We start from the raw sequence: 21,181 nt of genomic DNA, 5'->3' as shown, positions 1-21,181 counted from the left end.
TGATCAATGTGCTGTTGAGTCTGGTGGGTGGTGCGGTCGGGAAGCTCGCGGCGAAGTACGGGGCGCCGTGGAAGTGGAAGAAGGCCGTCGAGCTGATCAAGAAGCTGAAGAAGCATGGCGGGGATCTGTATGACGGTCTGAAGAATCTGATCAAGAACCGTAAGAAGGTCTCGGACGCCGAGAAGAAGCTCGCGGACGCGAAGAAGAAGCTCGACGCCGAGAAGAAGGACCCGCCCAAGAAGGACGACAAACCGGACGACAAGCCGACCGCGTGTCCCGCCCGGCACAGCTTCCTGCCCGGCACCCCCGTGCTCCTGGCCGACGGCCGGAAGCTCGCCATCGAGAAGGTCGATGTCGGCGACGAGGTGTTCGCGACCGATCCGTACACCGGGCTCACCGGGGTGCGGAAGGTCCAGCAGGCGATCACGACGTACGACGACAAGGACTTCACCCGGCTCACCCTCACGGCCGGCCACGGACCTGCTCTCGTCACGGCCACCGACACGCATCCCTTCTGGCTCGTCGACCAGCACCGCTGGGTCGACGCCGGTGACATCGAGCCGGGCGCCGAGCTCCGCGCCCCGGACGGGTCCTCCGTGACCGTCGCGTCCGTGTCCCGCTACACGCAGCGCCGCACCACGCACGACCTGACCGTCGCGGGCATCCACACCTACTACGTGGTGGCCGACCGCTCCGGGCTGCTGGTCCACAACAACGACGGCCCGGCGAGCATCCCGGCAGTGGACAACGCGCGGCTCCAGAAGATCGTGGACGCCTTGTACCACGGGGTGGGCAACGCGGAACTCGTCGGTGACGGCAGCGCGATGGCGGCGGCGAGTGCCGAGGTCAACGGGGCTCCCGGCGTCGAGGGCAAGAACCATGTGCGCAGCACGGCCCAGCTCCGCGCCTCGCTGCAGAACTTCCTCACCAAGGACGAGATCCGGCTCAAGGGCGGCAAGAAGGAGCAGGTGATCCGCAGCCCCAAGGACATCAAGATCGCGAAGATCTTGATCCAGGCGATCGACGATGCTCAGCTGGGCAAGTACAAGGGCCACAAGAACTACCCCGGGCTGGATGAGTGCTGATGACCGCAGACGTACAGCTGGTGAAGGACCTGGTCGCGCAGATCCCCGAGTTCGAGGATCTCTACGAGTCGCACGTGTTCAACGAGAACGGCACCGTGCTGCCCCACGTGTTCTTCTGGGACGTCACCCAGGAGACCGTGCAGTCCTACCTCGGAGCCGATGCCGACGCCCCCGACTGGCGCCGGACCCTCACCTTCCTGGAGGAGCAGAGCGCACGCGGAGTGCCCGGCATCGACGAGGTGATCGACACCTCGTTCCTGGAGTACCTGCCGTTCCCGGGCAAGCCGGGGCACGCGATCGTCGAGGAGCTCGGTCCGGTGATGGCGGCGAAGTTCACGCGCGTCCGGCCTTCCGGGTGACCTCCGGGGCCGGGCCTGGCCAGGCCGGAGCGGTACCGGCAGCACGAGGGCAGGACTGTTCGCCGGTGACGCTCTACACCTTCCTCACCGTGCACGCGCCGGCACCGCACACCATGGCGTCGGCGCTGGCCGCCGCTCTCGGTGCGCAGACCGAGGACGTCGACGTGGCCGGCGAGGTCACGGGGCGGACGGACGACCGGAACTGGGACGCACCGGTGCTCTGCACCCACCACCTCGTCGCCGGTGACCTGGCGCTCGCCTGGGACGTCTCCGTGTCGGACGGGGTGACGTCGCCGCCGTCCGAGGCGGACGCCGCCGCGCGCCTCGCGGCCCGGCTCCGTACGACCGTCCTGTATCCCGCGCCTGGAGCGCGGCCGTCGGCGTACTGGGCCGTCGGGCCGGACGGCCGGGTGGCCAGGGCGCGTCTGCTGGAGGGCGAGGAAGAGCCCCCGGTGCTCGTCGTCGACGCCGTCGAGGCCCCGATGGAGCACCTGCCGACGGCCCGGGTCGAGGTGCTCACCGAGCTCTCGCCCGAGGAGCGCCAGGAGGGGCGGGGAGTGTGAGGAGGGGTGGGCCTGCTGGCCGAGCACGGCCGGAACGAAGAGGCTCCGGCGCATCGCGGCAGAGTCCGCGGCCGGGATCCCGGCGGGCCGGGCCGGCTGAGGTCCTGGGTTGGGCCCCTGGGCCCAAGACGGGTGACCGCCGGGTCAATATCGTCTGCGCTGCAGGTGATCGACGCCCGTCCCGGCGCACCCCCACGGCGCCGGGCCGGGCCGCAACCGGAAGGTGACGGCGCGTGCCCACGGCTGAGCAACTGACGATGACCGCACGCGCGAGCAGCGCCCGCGCCCGGCCCGGCTTGGTCGCCCGCACCCGCGAGCAGCGCCCGCGCCCGCCCGGCCCGGCCTGGTGACCTGCACGACGCGACCAGCGCCCCCGCCCGGCCCGGCCTGGTGACCTGCACGACGCGACCAGCGCCCCCACCCGGCCCGGCTTGGTGACCTCCACCACGAGAGCCGTCCCACGCCCGGCCCGGCTTGGTGGCCCGTACGGTCGCGGGACCATAATCGGCCGCATGCCCGATCAGCAGACGCGCCTCCGCCCGGCGGCACCCGAACCGCGCAGCACCCGGCACCGCGCCGCGGCACAGCTCGCCGTCGCGGCCCCCGCGCTGGGCGCCTACGCGGCGGTCCGGGCTGTCGGGCTCCTCGTCTTCTGGGTGGCCGCCTCGGCCGCGGGGAAGGACGCGACGCACCTGCTGGGCGGGCGCTGGGACTCCGTCTGGTACCAGCGGATCGCCGAGAACGGCTACGGCTGGACCGCCACCCTCCCCGACGGCACCGTCCACCCCGACCTGGCGTTCTTCCCGCTCCTCCCGGCCCTGGAACGCGGCCTCGCCACGGTCACCCCGCTCACCCTCCAGAGCGCCGGAATCGCGGTCGCCTGGCTGGCCGGGCTCCTCGCGGCCTGGGGGATCTTCGCCGTCGGGGCCAGGCTGCACGGGCGGCGCACCGGGGTGCTCCTGGCCGCGCTGTGGGGCGCGTACCCGACCGCGTTCGTGCAGTCGATGGCGTACACCGAGACCCTGTTCACCGCGCTCGCCGCCTGGTCCCTGTACGCCGTGCTCAGGGGCCGCTGGATCACCGCGGGCGCGCTCTGCGTGCTCGCCGGGCTGACCCGGCCCTCGGCAGCCGCGCTCATCGCGGCCCTCGCGCTCACCGCCGCCGCCGTCCTCGTACGCGACCACAGGCGCGGCGGCCGGCAGGGCCTGCTCCGGCGCAACGCGCGCATGCTGCTCGGGGTCTGCCTGGCGCCGCTGGGCTGGCTGGCGTACGTGGTGTTCGTCGGCGTACGGCAGGGCAGCCCCCTCGCGTACTTCGAGGTGCAGGCGCAGTGGGGCAACAGCATCGACGGCGGCCGGGCGCTCGCCGCGTTCATCCTCGGTCTGCCGCTGCCGGCCGCCCTGGGGCTGTGCGCGGCCCTCGGGCTGCTCGGATGGCTCGTCCTCCTGTGCGTGCGGCAGCGCCAGCCGCTGCCCGTGCTCGTCTACGGCATCGGGATCGTCGTCATCTCGCTCATCGGCTCCGGCTACTTCGGCTCACGGCCGCGCCTGATGATGCCCGCCTTCCCGCTGCTCCTGCCGCCGGCCGTCGCGCTGGCACGGCTGCGTACGACGGCGCGCACGGGCACGGTCGTCGCCGCTCTGGCCCTCGGCTCAGCCGCCTACGGGGCATGGACGCTGCTGGGGCCGGGGCCGCCGTGAGTTGGGCCCACGGACCCACGCGCCGGGGGCATCCCGGTTGTTAGCGTGCTGATCCGGTGCACAGCGGGTCAGGAGCGGTGAGCGATGAAGGTACGTACCACTGTCGTGGCGGCGAGCGCGCTCGTCCTCTGCCTGGCGGCCACCGGCTGCGGCCCGGAGGGCGGCGAGGACAAGGGGCCGGACAAGAAGGCCGCCGCCTCGCAGAAGGCGGACCCCGGCACGGAATCCGGCGGCGGCACCGCGACCGCCGCGCCCGATGCCTCCCCCGCCGCCCCGAAGCCCAGCAGCAGCGGCAGGACGCTCACCGAGACCGAACTCGCCGAGGTGGCCCTGAAGACGGGCGAGCTGCCGGACTACGCGATCGCCCCGCTGGAGGGCGCCGACGAACGCGGCACCGAGGAGTCGGAGGACGAGGCGTGCCGGCCGATCACCGCGATCATCAACGGCTCGCCCGAACCCGCCCCCGCGGCCACCGTCTTCCGTACGGCGATGGACACCACCGAGGAGGGCAAGGACGACCAGACCGTCGTCACCGAGATCCTCACCTCCCACCCCGCCGGCGGTGCCGAGGAACTGCTCAGCTCGGTCCGGGCAGCAGTGAAGGCCTGCGCCGGCGGGTTCCGCGCGACGAGCGAGGACGGGCCGTCCACCTACACGGCGGTCAAGGCCCTGCCCGCGCCCCGGGCGGGACAGGACTCGTTCGCCTACCAGGTGACGGGCAGCCTGGCCGGGGCCAAGGTCCCGCTCGTCTTCCACCTCGTACGGACCGGTTCGACGGTCGTCACGTTCTACGCGGCGAACTTCCTCACGGCCACGACCCCGGAGGTCCCCGCCGCGCTCGTCACCGCACAGGCGGCGAAACTTCCGTGACGGGCGCGGAGACCCGCACCCGGGTCCCCGGCCGCAGCCCCCACCGCTCCATCGCCCCGGCCTCCGACTCCACCACATGACGGGCGCGGAGCCGGGGCAGCCCGAGGCGGCCCGGCTTCATCGTGCGGACCGCCAGGACGTTGAACTTCCGGTCCAGGTAGGCCACATCGATCGTGAACCGCATGCGGAAGGTGTGCACACTCCCGCACGGCGTGATCAACAGCGCCCCGTCGACGCCGTCCACACCGAGCAGCCCCCGCGTCCGCGCCCGGTAGGAGGCGGCGATCCGCAGCGGCACCTCCCGCACGCCCTCGCCCGATCCGACCGTCAGTGTTCCGCTGCCGTCGCGCCATTTCCCCATGGGCACAGACCGTAGACCTCCGAGGCGCGCTCTGGGTCCGGAACGGCTCGCAGTGGGCCCCAGGGCCCAAGACCCCGCCGCACGGGGCGGATTAGGGTCGGCGCCGTGGACGCCACCCTCATCGCGGTCGCCGTGCTCTGGGGCGCCGCCGCCGGACTGCTGCTCCCGCGCGCCGCCTACCGCTTCTCCGTGGAGCCCGAGGAGCCCTGGCGGGACGCCTGCCCGGCCGGGCACGCGTTCACGGGACCCGCACGCGGCTGGCTCGGCACGACCCGGTGCGCGACCTGCGCCGTGACCGTCCCCGCGCTGCCCGGCGCCCCGGCACCCGAGGACCCCGGGGCACGCCCGGCACCGGCCCGGCCGCGCCGCTACGCCCCCGGAGTCGTCGCCCCGGCCGTCACCGTGCTCGCCTGCGCGGCCCTCGCCGCCGCCACCGGCCTCCGGCCCGAGGCCGCCGTCTGGCTGCTGCTGGCGCCCGTCGCCGTACTCCTCGCCGTCATCGACCGCCGGGTCCACCGGCTGCCCGACCGGCTGACCCTGCCCCTCGCGGGTGCGGCGGCCGTGCTCCTGGGGTGCGCCGCCCTGCTGCCCGAGCACGGCGGCTCCTGGACCTCCGCCCTTCTCGGAGGAGGGGCGCTCGGCGGCTTCTACTTCCTGCTCTTCCTGATCAACCCCACCGGCATGGGCTTCGGCGATGTGAAGCTCGCCCTCGCGCTGGGCGTGGCCCTCGGCTGGTACGGCTGGGCGGTGCTGTGCGCGGGCGGTTTCGCGGGCTTCCTCTTCGGCGCGCTGTACGGGGCCGGACTGATGCTGCTGCGAAGGGCCGGGCGCAAGACGGGCATCCCCTTCGGCCCCTTCATGATCGCCGGAGCGCTCGTCGGTCTGCTGTTCGGAGGCCTCGCCGCTTGAGCGTCACCGTGCGCACGGATGTGCGGGAAATCGGGTCGCGCGGGGCGGCGGGAGGCTGCCACGCTTCCCCGATGACCTCCTCGTCCGCGCCCTCCGGCCCCTCGTCCTCCTCCGCCTCCTCCACGTCGGACGAGCGCTTCGACGCCCTCGTCGCGGAGGCCGACACCGTCTCCGTCGAGGGCTGGGACTTCTCATGGCTCGAAGGCCGGGCCACCGAGGAGCGGCCCTCGTGGGGGTACGCACGCGCCATGGCGGGCCGCCTGGCGCGCGCCAACGCCGCGCTGGACATCGACACCGGCGGAGGCGAGGTCCTCGCCTCCGCGCCCGTGCTGCCGCCGCTGACCGTGGCCACCGAGTCCTGGCCGCCGAACATCGCCCGCGCCACCGCGCTGCTCCACCCGCGCGGCGCGGCCGTCGTCGCGTGCGGGGAGGAACCGCCGCTGCCGTTCGGGGACCGGGTCTTCGACCTGGTCGTCAGCCGGCACCCGGTGACGACCTGGTGGGAGGAGATCGCCCGGGTGCTGACCCCTGGAGGTACGTACTTCTCCCAACAGGTGGGCCCCGCCAGCGTCTTCGAGCTCATCGAGTACTTCCTCGGCCCGCGCACCCCGGAGGAGCGCGACGCGCGGGACCCCGGACGCGCGCGCCGGGAGGCGGAGGCGGCCGGGCTGGAGGTGACGGACCTGCGCGCCGAGCGCCTGCGCATCGAGTTCCACGACATCGGCGCCGTCGTCTACTTCCTGCGCAAGGTCATCTGGATGGTGCCGGGATTCACCGTCGCGGAGCACCTGCCCCGACTCCGCTCCCTGCACCGGCTCATCGAGGAGGAAGGACCGTTCGTCGCCCACAGCTCCCGGTTCCTCGTCGAGGCACGCAAACCGGATTATCCGTCAACAGGCCTACGCTGACGGTTACTTCACAGGAGCCGCATGCAACGGCATCACCTGCCCCTCCGTCCTACCCATGAGTAGTGCGACCCTGGTGGTTGAGCGCACAACGAAGGAGCAGGTCATGTCGGTGGGAAGGGAAACGCCGGGCGACGAGATCAGCCCGCCGGCGGGCCGGACGAGGCAGGGGAAGGCCGACTGGCTCACGGGGGCGCGGATCATCGCCGTCCATGGCCTGTTCTACCGGCCCGAGGGCCGCGCGGGAGAGCCGGAAGCCGTCGAATTCGTGCTGGAGGGCGGGCAGTCCGTCCTGCTGACCTGTGCGTCCGACCACACGCTGAACATCACCTCCGGCGCCTGGCCCGGTCTCCCCGACTGGTGCGTGCCCGCGGGCCAGTGGCAGTTCGAGCAGCTGAGCCGTCTGCCGCTGCCCCCGTACGGCGGGGCGTGGACGGTCATCGGCACGCAGGAGCTGCGCGACGAGCACGGCGAGGTGTACGAAGCGGTGTTCCGGTGCGAGAACGGCGACTTCGTGGTCAAGGGCGGCGACACCGTGGCCATCCGCTTCGTGCGCCGCTGAGGCGAGCGGGAGCGGGGCCGGGCCGCATGGGCCTCCGAGCGTGCCCCGCCGCATGCGCCTCCGCGGTGAGGGGAGCGGGCCCTGAGGTGAGGGGCGGCGTCACGGCCCCGCACAGGCCTCCGTGGCGAGGGGCGGCGGCCCGGCCCGCCGCTACGCGTGCCCGCCCACCGTCACCTGCCCCACCGTCAGTTCCGGGGTCCCCTCCAGTACCTCGCCGACCCGGGCCACCCGCTCCTCCAGCTCCCGGGTCCGGGCGCCGCCCAGGGCGGTCAGCGGCTCCACCGTCACCGCGATCCGCTTCCCCGAGCGCCGCTGGTGCCACACCCCCGCGACCACGCCGTCCACCAGCAGCACAGGGAAGTTGCCCGCCTGGCCGCCCGCCAGCGCGCGTTCGTACGCCGCGCCGGGGAAGAGCAGCTCGCGGGGCATGGAGGCGATGGCGAACGCGTCGAAGTAGGGCAGCAGCCGTACCCCACGCGGTGCCTCCGAGGGGAACCGGGTGTCGCCCGCCACCACCCAGGCCGGCCCGGTGCCCTCGAAGGCGACCTCCTCGATCGCGCCGGCCGAGGCCAGATCCTCGAAGAGCTTCCCGGCCCAGCCGGCCGGCGCCGCGAGCCACCGGGCGAAGTGGCCCGGGGTCGCGGGACCGTAGGCGTGCAGATGGCGTCGTACGAGCTCCGCCATCGCCTCCGGGCCGGGCAGCGGGCTGGTCCCGGGGTTGGTGTACGTGGCCTTCCGGCCGCGGTTCGGCGCGTAGCGGAGGGCGCCGCGGTGGCCCGCCAGATGCATCACCTGGCGCCAGCGGGGCCACCACCCCTGGAAGGCAGGCATCACCGGATCGCCCGCCCAGGGGCCCGTGCGGGCGATCACCTCCTGGGAGAGCTCGTCGACCGTGAGCTCGGCACCGGTCAGCGAATCGGCCACGGCCGCCACGACGGCCTCGACCTGTCCGGGGGTCATCCGGGCGTCCTTGGGGAAGCGGCCGGCATCCCACGGCATCGCCGACAGGGCGCCGGTCCACATCGGGAGTTCCTCGGCGGGCAGCAGATGCACGGTGCCGCGCGGCCCGAAGGTCTTGACGAGGCTCCGGTCGTCCCACAGCGCCGTACGCACGTCCGTACGGGTGATTCCGGGGACCCGGAGCCCGATGGAGAGCTCGGCGGCGGACAGCACCTGCGCGTGCGCCCCGAGCATCGCGGAGACGGCACCGGTGACACCCGGGGCGGCAGCACCGGAGGGTGGGACGCCGTCGGAGAGGTACTGCCGCTCCAGCCTGCGGGCGTTCGCCTGGGACCAGGTCACGGTGGCGGTGCGGGCTCGTGTCGTCATATGCCGAACCTAGGACGTCAACAGGACGCATCCTGTCCGCTACGGCGCACCCGACACGGCCGGAACCTGTCTCCGCAGCGCATTCCGGCGAACTCGGAGAGTAATTATTTCGTGGCGTGGCACGCAGCATCACTTACGAAGGGTTATGGTGGAAACCCCCCCTCGGGCCGGTCCGTAACCCCCCCCCACGGACCGGCCCGTTTTTTGTGCCCGGGGTGTGGAGCGGATGTGCGGGCCCTGTGTGCGACGGCCGGTGTTCCCGCCCCCGCGCACCGGACGGCGCACGGAAACGGGCGGCTCCCAAGGGCGTCTCAGCCCCGGTTGGCCCAGATGTTGGTGCTCGCGGTGTCCACGGCGAAGGTGTCGATCTCCTTCAGCTCCTCGGCGCTCAGCGCCGGTGCGGTGAGCGCCGCCACGTTCTGCTCCAGCTGCCGCACGCTCGACGCACCGATCAGCGCCGACGTCATACGGCTGTCGCGCAGCACCCAGTTCAGCGCCAGCTGGGCGAGGGACTGGCCGCGGCCCCGGGCGATGTCGTTCAGCCCGCGCAGCCGGCGCACCATCTCGTCGGACAGCAGGCCCGGGTCCAGCGACTTGCCCTGGCTGGCCCGCGAACCCTCCGGAATGCCCGACAGGTACTTGTCCGTGAGCAGCCCCTGGGCGAGCGGAGCGAAGGAGATGCAGCCCATGCCGGCCGTCTCCAGCGCGTCGAGCAGCCCGTCCGACTCGATCCAGCGGTTGACCATCGAATAGGACGGCTGGTGGATCAGGGCGGGCACCCCCATCTCCTTGAGGATGCGGGCCGCCTCGGCGGTCTGCACCGCGTTGTAGGAGGACACGCCCGCGTACAGCGCCTTGCCCTGGCCCACGGCCGAGGCGAGCGCCCCCATCGTCTCCTCGAGCGGAGTGGCGGGGTCGAAGCGGTGGGAGTAGAAGATGTCGACGTGGTCGAGGCCCATCCGCTTCAGCGAGGCGTCGAGGGAGTTCAGCAGGTACTTGCGGGAGCCCCACTCGCCGTACGGGCCGGGATGCATCCGGTAGCCCGCCTTCGTCGACACGACGAGCTCGTCCCTGTACGGCGCGAAGTCCTGGCGGAGGAGCTTTCCGAAGTTCAGCTCGGCGGAGCCGGGTGGCGGGCCGTAGTTGTTGGCCAGGTCGAAGTGGGTCACACCCAGATCGAAGGCACGGCGCAGAATCGCCCGCTGCGAGTCCAGGCCGCGGTCGTCGCCGAAGTTGTGCCACAGGCCGAGCGAGACGGCGGGCAGCTTGAGCCCGCTGCGGCCGGTGCGGCGGTACTCCATGGAGTCGTAGCGCGACGCGTCGGGGAGGTAGGAGAGGGAATCAGTCACGTTTCACTCCTTATCACGGACTTGTGACAGGCCGGGTTGGGCCCCCGTGACCCGTCCGCAGTAATGTGGCCGCTTCGGGACATGCCGATCCGCGGCGCGTGAGCGCGGTGCGCGGACCGCACGGTGATCCCCCGGGGGGCGGCCCCGGACCCCCGTCGAGGGGGGAGGGCGGGCCTCGGGCCCGTACGGAACCGAGAGGGTGAACTCAGTGAACTTGCGCGACCTGGTGTACGGGCTCTACGCCCGCCGGGTGGAAGGCCGCCTGGATCACGAACAGGTGCCCAAGCACATCGGAGTCATCCTCGACGGCAACCGGCGGTGGGCGAAGGCGTCCGGCGGCTCCGCCGTGGAGGGGCACCAGGCAGGGGCGGACAAGATCTCCGAGCTGCTCGGCTGGTGCAGCGAGACGCAGGTCGAGGTCGTCACCCTCTGGCTGCTGTCCACGGACAACTTCGACCGGCCGGAGGCGGAGCTCATCCCGCTGCTCGGCATCATCGAGAACACCGTGCGCCAGCTGGCGGCCGACGGGCGCTGGCGCGTCCACCACGTCGGCACGCTCGACCTGCTGCCCGCGCGGACCCAGACCGTCCTCAAGGAGGCGGAGGAGGCCACGGCGGGCGTCGGGGGGATAATCGTCAACGTCGCCGTCGGCTACGGCGGACGCCAGGAGATCGCCGACGCCGTGCGGTCCCTGCTGCTGGAGCACTCCTCCAAGGGCACGACCTTCGAGGAGCTCGCCGAGGTCGTCTCGACGGACCTGATCTCCGAGCACCTCTACACCCGCGGACAGCCCGACCCGGACCTCGTGATCCGCACCAGCGGGGAGCAGCGCCTCTCGGGCTTCATGCTCTGGCAGAGCGCCCATTCGGAGTACTACTTCTGCGAGGTCTTCTGGCCGGCCTTCCGCAAGGTCGACTTCCTGCGCGCCCTGCGTGACTACGCGGCGCGCCACCGGCGTTACGGGGCCTGACGGCACGAGGACGAGGGGGCCGGGGGCCCGGGGGTCCGGCGGCCGGGCGGGACGCACCTTCTCGCAGGCCGGGGCATGGCTTCGCGTGTTCGAGGGAATACAGCTCTCAGGTCGATGTCCGGTCAGCAACCAGGCGGACGTCGCAACCAAGTGAGCGGCGCCCAGCCCGCTCGCCCGGGAGGCCCTTTGCACACGAAGGACCGCACGACATGCGGCCGACGCGGAGGGCCGGAGTTCGGCCCGCGCACGGGGCCCGAACCCGGTCCGTCCTCTCCCTTCGGGGGTTCCGCGACGCTCGTCGCGCTCCCCGACCTCGTCCGAGGGGGTACGTCCTTCCGTGACCAGCACTAAGCGCCGCATGCCCGACCGGCGCACCTATGTTCTCGACACCAGCGTCCTGCTGGCCGACCCCAACGCCATGGCCCGCTTCGACGAGCACGAAGTCGTGCTGCCGATCGTGGTGGTCACGGAGCTGGAGGCCAAGAGGCACCACCCGGAGCTCGGATACTTCGCCCGGCAGGCCCTGCGCCTGCTGGACGACTTCCGGGTCCGGTACGGCCGGCTGGACGCCCCGATCCCGCTCGGGGACCTGGGCGGGTCGCTCCGTGTCGAACTCAACCATTCCGACCCCGGCGTACTGCCCGCCGGCTACCGGTTGGGGGACAACGACTCACGGATTCTCGCGGTCGCACGCAATCTCCAGGCCGAGGGTTACGACGTCACGGTCGTCTCCAAGGACCTGCCGCTCCGCATCAAGGCGTCCTCGGTCGGCCTCCTCGCCGAGGAGTACCGCGCCGAACTCGCCATCACCGACTCCGGCTGGACCGGGATGTCGGAGCTCTCCCTCGCGGCCGAACAGGTCGACCTGCTCTTCAGCGAGGAGACGCTGTACGTCCCGGAGGCCGCCGACTTCCCCGTGCACACCGGTCTGGTCCTCCAGTCCGAGCGAGGCAAGGCGCTCGGCAGGGTCACGGCCGAGGGCAACGTCCGTCTCGTGCGCGGGGACAGGGAGGCGTTCGGCATCCACGGCCGCAGCGCCGAGCAGCGCATCGCGCTCGATCTGCTCCTCGACCCGGACGTCGGGATCGTGTCCATGGGCGGCCGGGCGGGCACCGGCAAGTCCGCCCTGGCGCTCTGCGCGGGCCTGGAGGCCGTGCTGGAGCGCAGGCAGCACAAGAAGGTGATGGTCTTCCGGCCGCTGTACGCGGTCGGCGGGCAGGAGCTCGGCTATCTCCCCGGCAGCGAGGCCGAGAAGATGAGCCCCTGGGCGCAGGCCGTGTTCGACACGCTGTCGGCGGTCGCCGGGCGCGAGGTCATCGAAGAGGTGCTGGGGCGCGGGATGCTGGAGATCCTGCCGCTCACCCACATCCGGGGCCGCTCCCTCCACGACGCGTTCGTGATCGTGGACGAGGCGCAGTCCCTGGAGCGGAACGTCCTTCTGACCGTGCTGTCCCGGATCGGGGCGAATTCGCGTGTGGTGCTCACGCACGACGTGGCGCAGCGGGACAACCTCAGGGTCGGCCGGTACGACGGAGTCGTCGCCGTGGTCGAGAAACTGAAGGGGCATCCGCTCTTCGCGCATGTCACCCTCACCCGTTCCGAGCGCTCGCAGATCGCCGCGCTCGTGACCGAAATGCTGGAGGACGGGCATATCTGACCCGGTACACACCATAGATGCCGCCCGGCGAGCGAAGGAGCTTAGCCGGGCGGCATCGTGTTGCGCCGTCATTTCCGAAAAAGTTGTGCGCCAAACGAGGTGTGAGCTTTCACACGCAACACAGAATTGCAACGCGCCGTGTCCTTCCGGCAGAGTCTTGCTTCCGTCAGGCCCCGCATACGGCACTTGGGCACCTCCAAAGGCGCCCCGCACCACACAACTCAACAATCGCCGTCCGTATGCCGCCCGCGAGCACCACGCGGCGCTTCCGAGAGGAAGCCGCCCACCGGGCCCGTGCCTCCCGTGACCCATGCAGTAGGGAGGCCAGTGTCAGGGGCACGATTGCGCCCGCGAGGTCACCTAAGCGGGCGATGCTGGAAGGACACCGTGTGAGCCGGATCTCGGTCCGGGGGTTCGCAGTGGCATCTGCCACGGCGGTAACCACCGTAGGCGCCGTCGTGGGCGTTGCGTCGGGCAGCACTGCCGCTGTCGACGACAACAACTTCGAGGCGGCCGCAGCCGACACCACGCTGCTCGCAGACATCCCCGCGGGCCAGCAGGCCCAGGTGCAGACCGCTTCGCTGACGCAGCAGGCCGATGCCCAGGCATCCGCGGCCGAGGCTGCGGCGAAGAAGTCGGCCGAGGAGACGGCCCGCATCCAGGCCGCCAAGGACGCCAAGTCGAAGAAGCAGGCGGCCGAGGACAAGCTGGAGGAGCAGCGCGAGGCCAAGGAAGCGGCCGATCGCGCGAGCCGTGACTCCGTCCGGAGCGCCTCCTCGTTCTCGACGCAGAGCTCCTACAGCGTCGCCGAGGTCCAGGCCATGGCTCGCGCCATGATGCCGGCCGACCAGTTCCAGTGCTTCAGCAACATCGTGGAGCGCGAGTCGGGCTGGAACTACAAGGCGACCAACCCGTCCTCCGGGGCCTACGGCATCATGCAGGCGCTGCCCGGCTCCAAGATGGCGTCGGCGGGCGCGGACTGGCAGACCAACCCGGCCACCCAGATCAAGTGGGGCCTCAGCTACATGAACAGCGACCGCTACGGCAGCCCTTGCGCCGCCTGGTCGTTCTGGCAGGCCAACCACTGGTACTAGAACCCCGCGAGGTTCGCTCTCAACTCCGTGAAGCCCCGCACCGTCTCCTACGGTGCGGGGCTTCACGCGTGTACGGTCGGACCCGGACCGCCCCCGGGGGCGTGCGGGGAGCGGATGGGGGAAGGGAAAAGCCATGTCGAGACTTCCGGGGTGGCTCGGTCGGCTGGGAGCCGAACTGACCGAGATCGGGGCGCGCCTGGAAGAACGCCGCGCCGAGGACGAGCGGCGCGCCGACGTCGACGCCGCCAAGGACGTGTCCTCGTCGACACTCTCCACGGTGGCCGCCGCCCAGGTGCCGCGCCCGCCTTCCTACGCCCCCGCCGTCGCCGCCCCCCGGCCCGAACCGGTTGCCGCGATCCCCTGGGGGATGCGGGTGGCGGCGGAGGCGGGCTGGCGGCTGCTGGTCCTGGCGGGCACGCTCTGGGTGCTGATGCGGATCATCAGCGCCGTGCAGCTGGTCGTCCTCGCCTTCGCCGCGGCTCTGCTGGTGACCGCGATGCTCCAGCCGACCGTCGTACGGCTCAAGCGCCTCGGGCTGCCGCGCGGCCTGGCGACCGCGGTCACCGCCGTGCTCGGGTTCGTCGTCATGGGGCTGGTGGGCTGGTTCGTCGTCTGGCAGGTGATGGACAATCTGGACACGCTCTCCGACCGGGTCCGCGACGGTATCGACGAGCTGAAGCGCTGGCTCCTGGACAGCCCGTTCCATGTCACCGAGTCGCAGATCAACGACATCGCGAAGAACCTCAGCGACACCATCGGCACCAACACGGAGGAGATCACCTCGGCCGGCCTCCAGGGCGTCACCGTGATGGTGGAGGTGCTCACCGGGCTGCTGCTGGCGATGTTCTCGACGCTCTTCCTGCTGTACGACGGGAAGCGCATCTGGCAGTGGGTCCTCAAGCTCGTGCCCTCCCAGGCCCGTCCGGGAGTCGCGGGCGCCGGCCCGCGGGCGTGGCGGACGCTGACCGCCTATGTGCGGGGCACGGTCATCGTGGCGCTGATCGACGCGATCTTCATCGGGCTCGGGATCTACTTCCTCGATGTGCCGATGGCGGTGCCGCTCGCCGTCTTCATCTTCCTCTTCGCCTTCATCCCGCTGGTCGGCGCCGTCATCTCCGGAGCGCTCGCGGTGGTCGTCGCGCTCGTCACCCAGGGCGTGTTCACCGCGCTGATGGTGCTGATCGTGGTGCTCGCCGTGCAGCAGATCGAGGGCCACATCCTCCAGCCCTTCATCCTCGGCCGCGCCGTGCGCGTCCATCCGCTGGCCGTCGTGCTCTCCGTCGCCGCCGGAGGCATGGTCGCGGGCATCGGCGGTGCCGTCGTCGCCGTACCGCTCGTCGCGGTGACCAACACGGTGGTCGGCTATCTGCGCTCGTACGGGCACGCACAGGCGGATCTCCACGGGCCGGGGCCGCACGGTGCCACCGCGCTCTCCGCCATGGCTCCGACGCCGCCGCCGGGTGCCCGCCCGGCCGATGAGGCGGCGGACACCGGTGGGCGGCCGGATGCGGGAGCCGGGCCGGAGAAGTGAGACGCGGGTGCGGAACGGGACATGAGAAGGGCCCCGTGGACGGTCGGTCGTCCTCGGGGCCCTCTCGTATGCGGGGGTACTACTCGGCGAGCACGGCCTCGGCTTCGAGGGTCACGCCGACCGCCTGGATCACCGAAGCGATCTTGACGGCTTCCTGAATGGTCTCACGGTCGACGCCGGCCTTGCGCAGCACCTGCTCGTGGGAGTCCAGGCACTGGCCGCAGCCGTTGATCGCGGAGACGGCGAGCGACCACAGCTCGAAGTCGACCTTCTCCACGCCCGGCTTGCCGATGACGTTCATCCGCAGACCCGCACGGAGGTTGCCGTACTCGGGGTCCGACAGCAGGTGCCGGGTGCGGTAGAAGACGTTGTTCATCGCCATGATCGCCGCGGCCGACTTCGCCGCGGTGTACGCCTCGGCGGAGAGGTTGGCCTTGGCCTCGGGCTCCAGCTCGCGCAGCACCTTCGGCGAGCGCGAGGCGATCGCGCAGGCCAGGACGGTGCCCCACAGCTGCTGCTGGGGAAGCTCGCTGTTGCCGATGACCGAGCCGAGGTTCAGCTTCAGGTCCTTGGCGAAGTCCGGTATGGCGGACTTCAGTTCGTCGAGTGCCATGTCGTATCAGCTCACTCGCCGGAGAGGAGCGCGACCGGGTCGAGGGTGTTCTCGCCCTTGGTCCAGTTGCACGGGCAGAGCTCGTCGGTCTGCAGGGCGTCGAGGACCCGCAGGACCTCCTTGGGGTTACGGCCCACGGAACCGGCGGTCACCATCGTGAACTGGATCTCGTTGTTCTGGTCGACGATGAAGACGGCGCGCTGCGCGAAGCCGTCCTCGCCCTCGATGCCGAGGTCACGCATGAGCTCGTGCTTCGAGTCGGCCAGCATCGGGAAGGGCAGGTCGGTGAGGTCCGGGTGGTCCTTGCGCCAGGCGTGGTGCACGAACTCGGAGTCACCCGAGAAGCCGAGGATCTGGGCGTCACGGTCGGCGAACTCGTCGTTCAGCTTGCCGAAGGCGGCGATCTCGGTGGGGCACACGAAGGTGAAGTCCTTCGGCCACGCGAAGACGATCTTCCACTGACCCTCGTAGGTCTTGTGGTTGATCTGCTCGAACTCCTTGCCGCTCTCCAGCGACACACAAGCGGTCAGGTCGAACTCGGGGAACTTGTCACCGACAGTGAGCACGCGCACTCCTTGCTGCGTAGGAAATCCCCTTTTGGGGGCGTTCCTGGGGGTTGGACAGTCCCCACCTTGGCACACAGTGCATTGATCACGGAAATAGCTACACTTGGTCCGGATGATCGGAGGTGCCTATCAGTGGCGTATGTAAATCAGGCCATTAGGGGCAAGCAGCCCAGCCTCTCGCAGCTGCGCGCCTTCGCGGCCGTGGCGGAGCATCTGCACTTCCGGGACGCCGCGGCGGCAATCGGGATGAGTCAGCCGGCGCTCTCCGGGGCGGTGTCCGCGCTGGAGGTGGCACTCGGTGTCCAGCTCATCGAGCGTACGACGCGCAAGGTGCTGCTCACGCCCGCCGGGGAGCGGCTCGCGGTGCGGAGCCGGGCGGTGCTGGAGGCGCTCGGCGAGCTGATGGAGGAGGCCGAGGCGGTGCGCGCGCCGTTCACCGGGATACTCCGGCTCGGCGTGATCCCGACCGTGGCGCCCTATCTGCTGCCGACCGTGCTCAGGCTGGTCCACGACCGCTACCCGGAGCTCGACCTCCAGGTCCACGAGGAGCAGACCTCCTCGCTGCTGGACGGGCTGGCCGCCGGGCGGCTGGACCTGCTGCTGCTCGCCGTGCCGCTGGGCGTGCCCGGGGTCACGGAACTGCCGCTGTTCGACGAGGACTTCGTACTCGTGATGGAGAAGGAGCACCGCCTCGCAGGGGGTGTGGCGCTGCCGCGCGAGACGCTGCGCGACCTTCCGCTGCTGCTGCTCGACGAGGGGCACTGCCTGCGCGACCAGGCCCTGGACATCTGCCGTGAGGCGGGGCGTACGCGGGGGACGCCGGTGACGACGACCGCGGCCGGGCTCTCCACGCTGGTGCAGCTGGTCGCCGGAGGGCTCGGGGTGACGCTGCTGCCGCGTACGGCGGTGACGGTGGAGACCGGGCGCAACGAGGCGCTGTCCACGGGGTACTTCATGGACCCCGCGCCCTCCCGGCGGGTCGCCCTGGCCGTGCGCACGGGCTCGGCCCGCCACGAGGAGTTCGAGGAGCTCGCGGCCGCGCTGCGCGGGGCCCTGGGGACGCTGCCGGTGCGGGTGCACGCGGAGGGGTGAGCGCGTACGCCGACGCGCTCACCCCGCGCGTGCTCACTCCGTGCGCAGGCCGTCCGGGCGCATCATGCGCCACAGCAGGGGCAGCGAGAGCAGGGTCACCGCCAGGACGAGGGCCGCGCCCGCGCCCGCCATCGGCAGGAACACCCACCACCGCGTCACCGTCTTGGCCAGCATCCACGTCATGACGGCGCCGAGCCCGACACCGCCCGCCACCGCGACCAGGAGGCTGATGGCCACGGGGACGGCCGTCTGCCAGAGCACCGACCAGCCGAGTGTGACCCGCCTGGTGCCGAAGGCGACCAGGACCGACAGCAGCCGCCTGCGCTCCCGGAGCTGCTCCAGCTGGGACACCAGCATCGAGGCGGCGATCAGGAGCAAGGTCGCCAGAGCGCCCAGCCGCAGCCCGGTCTGGACACTCTCGTACTGGCGGTCGCGTGTCACCGAGGTCAGGGTGGCGACCCGCATGCCCGGGTCGATCCGGGCGGCGGTGTTGCGCACGTACTCGGCGACGTCCTCCACGCCCTCGTCGACCTTGATCTGAGCGATGGTCTGGGCGTTCGGCAGCGTGCGCGGGTCGATGGCGCCGACCGTCGCCATGATTCCCCAGTGCTCCTCGCCGAGCGGGTCGGGCGCCGCGGTCACGGTCGGGGCGTCGGCGGGCAGGGTCCAGCGCATCGGCTTCGCGCCCGGCACCATGCCGATGTCCGGGTTGAGCTCGATCTCCTTCCCCTTGCGCGCCGTCTCGTCCATCCAGTCGCTCATCTCCTTGTCGCCCCTCGGGTGGACGACGAAGACGTCACCGTCCGCGCAGGAGCGGATCTCGGCCAGCTCCTTCAGGGTCGCGCAGTCGCCGATGCTGAGGGAGGTGGTCGGGGTGACCTCGTCCTCCTCGTACGTCCCGGGTTTCGTCACATACGCCTCGACCGTGCCGATGACGGCCTCGACGCCCTTCGTGGACCGGAACTCCTCGATGGTCCGGACGGCGGCGTCCCCGCTGACCTTCTCCGAGTACGTGTGGAACTGGGCGCGTGAGGGGTCCTGTCCCGTCATGTGCGAGAACTCGTCGCCCATCGCCGCGAACATCATCTGCAGGGCCACGGCACCCGCCACCGCGACGGCGATCCCGCTGACCGCGCGGGAGGCGGCGCCACTGTTCAGCTGGAGCCGGCGGACGGCGAGCTGCCAGGACAACGGGCCCCGGTGCAGCGGGCGTACGCACGCCTCGACCAGCCAGGGCAGCAGCAGGGCGAGCCCGACGAGGACCAGGACGGCGCCGGCCGCGATGGGGTACGGGTCGACGAAGCCGCCCTCGTGCACCCTGCCGGTCACTCCCAGGACGGCCAGCCCGAGAACCGGCACCAGCAGACGCCACCAGAGGCGGCGCGGCCGGCCGGCCGACTGCCGCACGACGCCCAGCGGTTCGACGATCACCGCGCGCATGGCGACCAGCGTCACCAGCACGGCGCAGAGCGGCACCGCGACGGCGATCAGTGCCGCCATCCACGGCGCGGGCGCCAGGTCGGACGGGAAGACGCTGTAGTTCCACACCTCGACGTAGCCGCTGAACCTGCGGCCCACGAGGAAGAAGACCACTCCCGCGAGCAGCCCGAGCAGCGAGCCGAACAGGGCTTCGCCCGCGGCGATCCTGCGGGTCGACCGGATGTCCGTACCGATCAGGCGGAGGGCGGCGAGCCTGCGGTCGCGGCGGTCGCCGCCGAAGCGCACCGCCGTGGCGATGAAGATGGCGACGGGCGCCAGCAGGACCACACAGATCATGATCACCAGGACCACGAGGGCGGGCGCGAGCGGCTCGTCCTTGACCCGGTCCCCGTAACCGTCGACCCGATGGCCGCCGGTGGCGGAGGTCAGGGTGCCGCTGCCGGCGTAGAAGTACAGCTCCCCGGGGGAGAGCAGGCCCGCGTCACCGATCGTCGCGGTGATCCGGTACGGGAGACGCTCCCGCAGGAGGCTGCCCTCGGGCGAGGCCAGCAGCTCCTTCAGGGCGGGGGAGGCCACCATCTCTCCGGGGGCGGGGAGTGCCCCGACCCCGGGCGGGGTCACCGGGTGCGCGCCCTCCGGACGCATCAGGAAGCCGCCGACGGCCTTGCCCCTGTACTCGGTCTCCGCGCTGATCCGCAGCACGGTGGTGTCGGACCGCGAGGCCTTCTCCTGGTAGGAGGCCGCGCTCTCCTCGCGGGCGAGGTCGCGATGGGAGCGTTCCGCCAGCAGATGGGGCACGGACGAGGCCACGAGCAGCAGCGCCACCCCCAGCCCCACCCCGACGGCGGTGAGCGTGGTCCGCGCCCAGCCCTCGCGGCCGCCCGCCGCCGCGAAGCGTATGCCGAGGCCGAGATCGCGCAGCCAGGTCATACGGCGTACTCCAGACCGCGGCAGCGGCCGTCGCGTACGACGATGTCGCGGTCCGAGTACGCGGCGACGCGCGCCTCGTGGGTGACCAGGACGACGGCCGTTCCCGCGGACCTGGCCGACTCGGTGAGCAGCTCCATGACCCGCTCGCCGTTCAGGGAGTCCAGTGCCCCGGTCGGCTCGTCGGCGAAGACCACCCTGGGGGAGGCGACCAGGGCGCGCGCCACGGCGACGCGCTGGCCCTGGCCGCCGGAGACCTCACCGGGCCGCTGGCCGGAGAGGGCCTCGACCTCCAGGCGCTCCATCCAGCCCAGAGCGGTGCGCTCGGCCTCCTTGCGCCTGACCCCTTCGAGACGGAGAGGCAGGGCGACGTTCTCCAGGCAGGTCAGCTCGGGGACGAGCTGACCGAACTGGAAGACGAAGCCGAAATCGCTGCGGCGCAGTGCGCTGCGCCCGGCGTCGGACATCGCGGACAGCTCCCGGCCCGCGTAGGTGATGGTGCCGGTGTCGGGGGTGACGATCCCGGCGAGGCAGTGCAGCAGGGTCGACTTGCCGGAGCCCGAGGGCCCCATGACGGCGACGACCTCGCCCGGGTGCACGGAGAACGAGGCGCCGTCCAGCGCCGGGGTCGAGCCGTAGGCCTTGTGCAGGTCCTGGGCGACGAGGAGGGAACCCTCGGGAGTCACGGGGCGACCACCTCGGCGAGCTTGCCGAGCCGCGCGGCGGTCAGTTCCAGCCAGCGCAGGTCGGCTTCGAGATGGAAGAGGGCGTGGTCGCAGATCAGCTGGTCGGCGAGGTCGCCCTTGCGCTTGCGGTCCGTGAGGATGCGCATCAGGCGCAGGTGCTCGGACCGCTGGGCGTCCAGCAGATCGGCCGCGCTGCGGCCGGTGAGCAGGGCGAGGACGACCTTCGTGTAGAGGGTCGACTGGAGGTACGGCTCGGGCTTCTCGGGCTGCGCGAGCCAGGTGGCGACGTCGGTGATGCCCGCGTCGGTGATGGCGTACCGCTTGCGCTCGGGCCCTCCGTCGGTCTCGACCCCGTCGACTTCGACGAGCCCGTTCTTGAGCAGGCGGGACATGGTCGCGTAGACCTGGCCGTAGTGCAGCGGCCGGTCGTGCCCGAACTTCTCGTCGAAGGCGCGCTTGAGGTCGTAACCATGGCGGGGGCCGGACTCCAGGAGCCCGAGGAGGGTGTGACCGATTGACATGCGAGGCACTGTACACGGTGTGTATACCTGGCGTGTATACGGGTCGGAGGGCTCCCGGGGGCCCGCCTCGCGGGGGTCCTCGAAGGTCCCCC

General features: G+C 71.5%; 21 protein-coding genes. 13 read left to right on the top strand and 8 right to left on the bottom strand.

Annotated features, from left to right (window positions below):
* From ACWCQM_RS39255 to ACWCQM_RS39235, 5 genes are all read left to right on the top strand, one after another.
* On the top strand, window positions 1–1,085 hold a 1,085-nt coding region (locus ACWCQM_RS39255; RefSeq protein WP_450919860.1), incomplete at its 5' end, for a polymorphic toxin-type HINT domain-containing protein.
* Entirely contained in the window at window positions 1,085–1,444 is a 360-nt protein-coding gene (locus ACWCQM_RS39250) for a DUF7674 family protein (protein ID WP_450919859.1), read from the top strand. The genes ACWCQM_RS39255 and ACWCQM_RS39250, both read left to right, overlap by 1 nt.
* A 65-nt stretch (window positions 1,445–1,509) precedes the next feature.
* Window positions 1,510–2,007, top strand: coding sequence for a hypothetical protein (locus ACWCQM_RS39245; protein ID WP_450919858.1), 498 nt, complete (start codon window positions 1,510–1,512; stop codon window positions 2,005–2,007).
* A gap of 512 nt (window positions 2,008–2,519) precedes the next feature.
* Entirely contained in the window at window positions 2,520–3,707 is a 1,188-nt protein-coding gene (locus ACWCQM_RS39240) for a hypothetical protein (RefSeq protein WP_450919857.1), read from the top strand.
* A gap of 84 nt (window positions 3,708–3,791) precedes the next feature.
* A complete protein-coding gene (locus ACWCQM_RS39235; RefSeq protein WP_450919856.1) occupies window positions 3,792–4,577 on the top strand; it encodes a hypothetical protein in 786 nt (261 codons plus the stop codon).
* Here ACWCQM_RS39235 and ACWCQM_RS39230 read toward each other — a convergent pair.
* Entirely contained in the window at window positions 4,549–4,938 is a 390-nt protein-coding gene (locus ACWCQM_RS39230) for a DUF192 domain-containing protein (RefSeq protein WP_450919855.1), read from the bottom strand. The genes ACWCQM_RS39235 and ACWCQM_RS39230 overlap by 29 nt on opposite strands.
* Window positions 4,939–5,043: 105 nt before the next feature.
* Between ACWCQM_RS39230 and ACWCQM_RS39225 the strand changes: the two genes are divergently transcribed.
* The 3 genes from ACWCQM_RS39225 to ACWCQM_RS39215 all read left to right on the top strand — a co-directional run bounded on the left by ACWCQM_RS39225 (window position 5,044) and on the right by ACWCQM_RS39215 (window position 7,314).
* Window positions 5,044–5,847 carry a prepilin peptidase gene (locus ACWCQM_RS39225; RefSeq protein WP_450919854.1) on the top strand — a complete coding sequence of 268 codons (804 nt, stop codon included), beginning with the start codon at window positions 5,044–5,046 and terminating at the stop codon, window positions 5,845–5,847.
* Between the two features lie 71 nt (window positions 5,848–5,918).
* On the top strand, window positions 5,919–6,755 hold the full coding sequence (locus ACWCQM_RS39220; protein WP_450919853.1) for a methyltransferase domain-containing protein: 837 nt from the start codon (window positions 5,919–5,921) through the stop codon (window positions 6,753–6,755).
* A 103-nt stretch (window positions 6,756–6,858) separates the two neighbouring features.
* Window positions 6,859–7,314: a hypothetical protein gene (locus tag ACWCQM_RS39215; protein ID WP_450919852.1), complete on the top strand. Its 456-nt coding sequence runs from the start codon at window positions 6,859–6,861 to the stop codon at window positions 7,312–7,314.
* 150 nt (window positions 7,315–7,464) lie between these two features.
* On the opposite strand, the gene ACWCQM_RS39210 is transcribed toward ACWCQM_RS39215, so the two are convergent.
* Window positions 7,465–8,643: a winged helix DNA-binding domain-containing protein gene (locus ACWCQM_RS39210; protein ID WP_450919851.1), complete on the bottom strand. Its 1,179-nt coding sequence runs from the start codon at window positions 8,641–8,643 to the stop codon at window positions 7,465–7,467.
* Between the two features lie 311 nt (window positions 8,644–8,954).
* Window positions 8,955–9,992 (bottom strand): L-glyceraldehyde 3-phosphate reductase, encoded by a 1,038-nt coding sequence (mgrA, locus tag ACWCQM_RS39205; RefSeq protein ID WP_450919850.1) that lies wholly within the window; start codon window positions 9,990–9,992, stop codon window positions 8,955–8,957.
* 208 nt (window positions 9,993–10,200) lie between these two features.
* Between mgrA and ACWCQM_RS39200 the strand changes: the two genes are divergently transcribed.
* The 4 genes from ACWCQM_RS39200 to ACWCQM_RS39185 all read left to right on the top strand — a co-directional run bounded on the left by ACWCQM_RS39200 (window position 10,201) and on the right by ACWCQM_RS39185 (window position 15,244).
* The gene (locus ACWCQM_RS39200; protein ID WP_267077832.1) at window positions 10,201–10,962 is read left to right on the top strand and encodes an isoprenyl transferase; all 762 of its coding nucleotides are present in this window, start codon (window positions 10,201–10,203) and stop codon (window positions 10,960–10,962) included.
* A 358-nt stretch (window positions 10,963–11,320) separates the two neighbouring features.
* The gene (locus ACWCQM_RS39195; RefSeq protein ID WP_267077831.1) at window positions 11,321–12,619 is read left to right on the top strand and encodes a PhoH family protein; all 1,299 of its coding nucleotides are present in this window, start codon (window positions 11,321–11,323) and stop codon (window positions 12,617–12,619) included.
* Between the two features lie 389 nt (window positions 12,620–13,008).
* Window positions 13,009–13,713: an aggregation-promoting factor C-terminal-like domain-containing protein gene (locus ACWCQM_RS39190; protein WP_450919849.1), complete on the top strand. Its 705-nt coding sequence runs from the start codon at window positions 13,009–13,011 to the stop codon at window positions 13,711–13,713.
* A 133-nt stretch (window positions 13,714–13,846) separates the two neighbouring features.
* Window positions 13,847–15,244, top strand: coding sequence for an AI-2E family transporter (locus tag ACWCQM_RS39185; RefSeq protein WP_450919848.1), 1,398 nt, complete (start codon window positions 13,847–13,849; stop codon window positions 15,242–15,244).
* Window positions 15,245–15,323: 79 nt separating this feature from the next.
* On the opposite strand, the gene ACWCQM_RS39180 is transcribed toward ACWCQM_RS39185, so the two are convergent.
* Both ACWCQM_RS39180 and ACWCQM_RS39175 read right to left on the bottom strand, forming a co-directional pair.
* Entirely contained in the window at window positions 15,324–15,857 is a 534-nt protein-coding gene (locus tag ACWCQM_RS39180; RefSeq protein ID WP_073744727.1) for an alkyl hydroperoxide reductase, read from the bottom strand.
* Between the two features lie 11 nt (window positions 15,858–15,868).
* On the bottom strand, window positions 15,869–16,423 hold the full coding sequence (locus ACWCQM_RS39175; RefSeq protein ID WP_018100933.1) for a peroxiredoxin: 555 nt from the start codon (window positions 16,421–16,423) through the stop codon (window positions 15,869–15,871).
* 132 nt (window positions 16,424–16,555) lie between these two features.
* Here ACWCQM_RS39175 and ACWCQM_RS39170 point away from each other — a divergent pair, with 132 nt between their 5' ends.
* Window positions 16,556–17,515: a LysR substrate-binding domain-containing protein gene (locus ACWCQM_RS39170; RefSeq protein WP_450919847.1), complete on the top strand. Its 960-nt coding sequence runs from the start codon at window positions 16,556–16,558 to the stop codon at window positions 17,513–17,515.
* A gap of 33 nt (window positions 17,516–17,548) precedes the next feature.
* Here ACWCQM_RS39170 and ACWCQM_RS39165 read toward each other — a convergent pair whose 3' ends face one another.
* The 3 genes from ACWCQM_RS39165 to ACWCQM_RS39155 are packed head-to-tail and all read right to left on the bottom strand — an operon-like array spanning window position 17,549 to window position 21,089.
* Window positions 17,549–19,885 (bottom strand): ABC transporter permease, encoded by a 2,337-nt coding sequence (locus tag ACWCQM_RS39165; protein ID WP_450919846.1) that lies wholly within the window; start codon window positions 19,883–19,885, stop codon window positions 17,549–17,551.
* On the bottom strand, window positions 19,882–20,568 hold the full coding sequence (locus ACWCQM_RS39160; protein WP_450919845.1) for an ABC transporter ATP-binding protein: 687 nt from the start codon (window positions 20,566–20,568) through the stop codon (window positions 19,882–19,884). The genes ACWCQM_RS39165 and ACWCQM_RS39160 overlap by 4 nt, the downstream gene beginning before the upstream one ends.
* On the bottom strand, window positions 20,565–21,089 hold the full coding sequence (locus tag ACWCQM_RS39155) for a PadR family transcriptional regulator (RefSeq protein WP_073744739.1): 525 nt from the start codon (window positions 21,087–21,089) through the stop codon (window positions 20,565–20,567). The genes ACWCQM_RS39160 and ACWCQM_RS39155 overlap by 4 nt, the downstream gene beginning before the upstream one ends.
* Between the last annotated feature and the right edge of the window lie 92 nt (window positions 21,090–21,181).

Source organism: Streptomyces sp. NPDC002125 (assembly GCF_053593715.1).
This window is presented reverse-complemented; position numbering and strand designations above follow the sequence as displayed.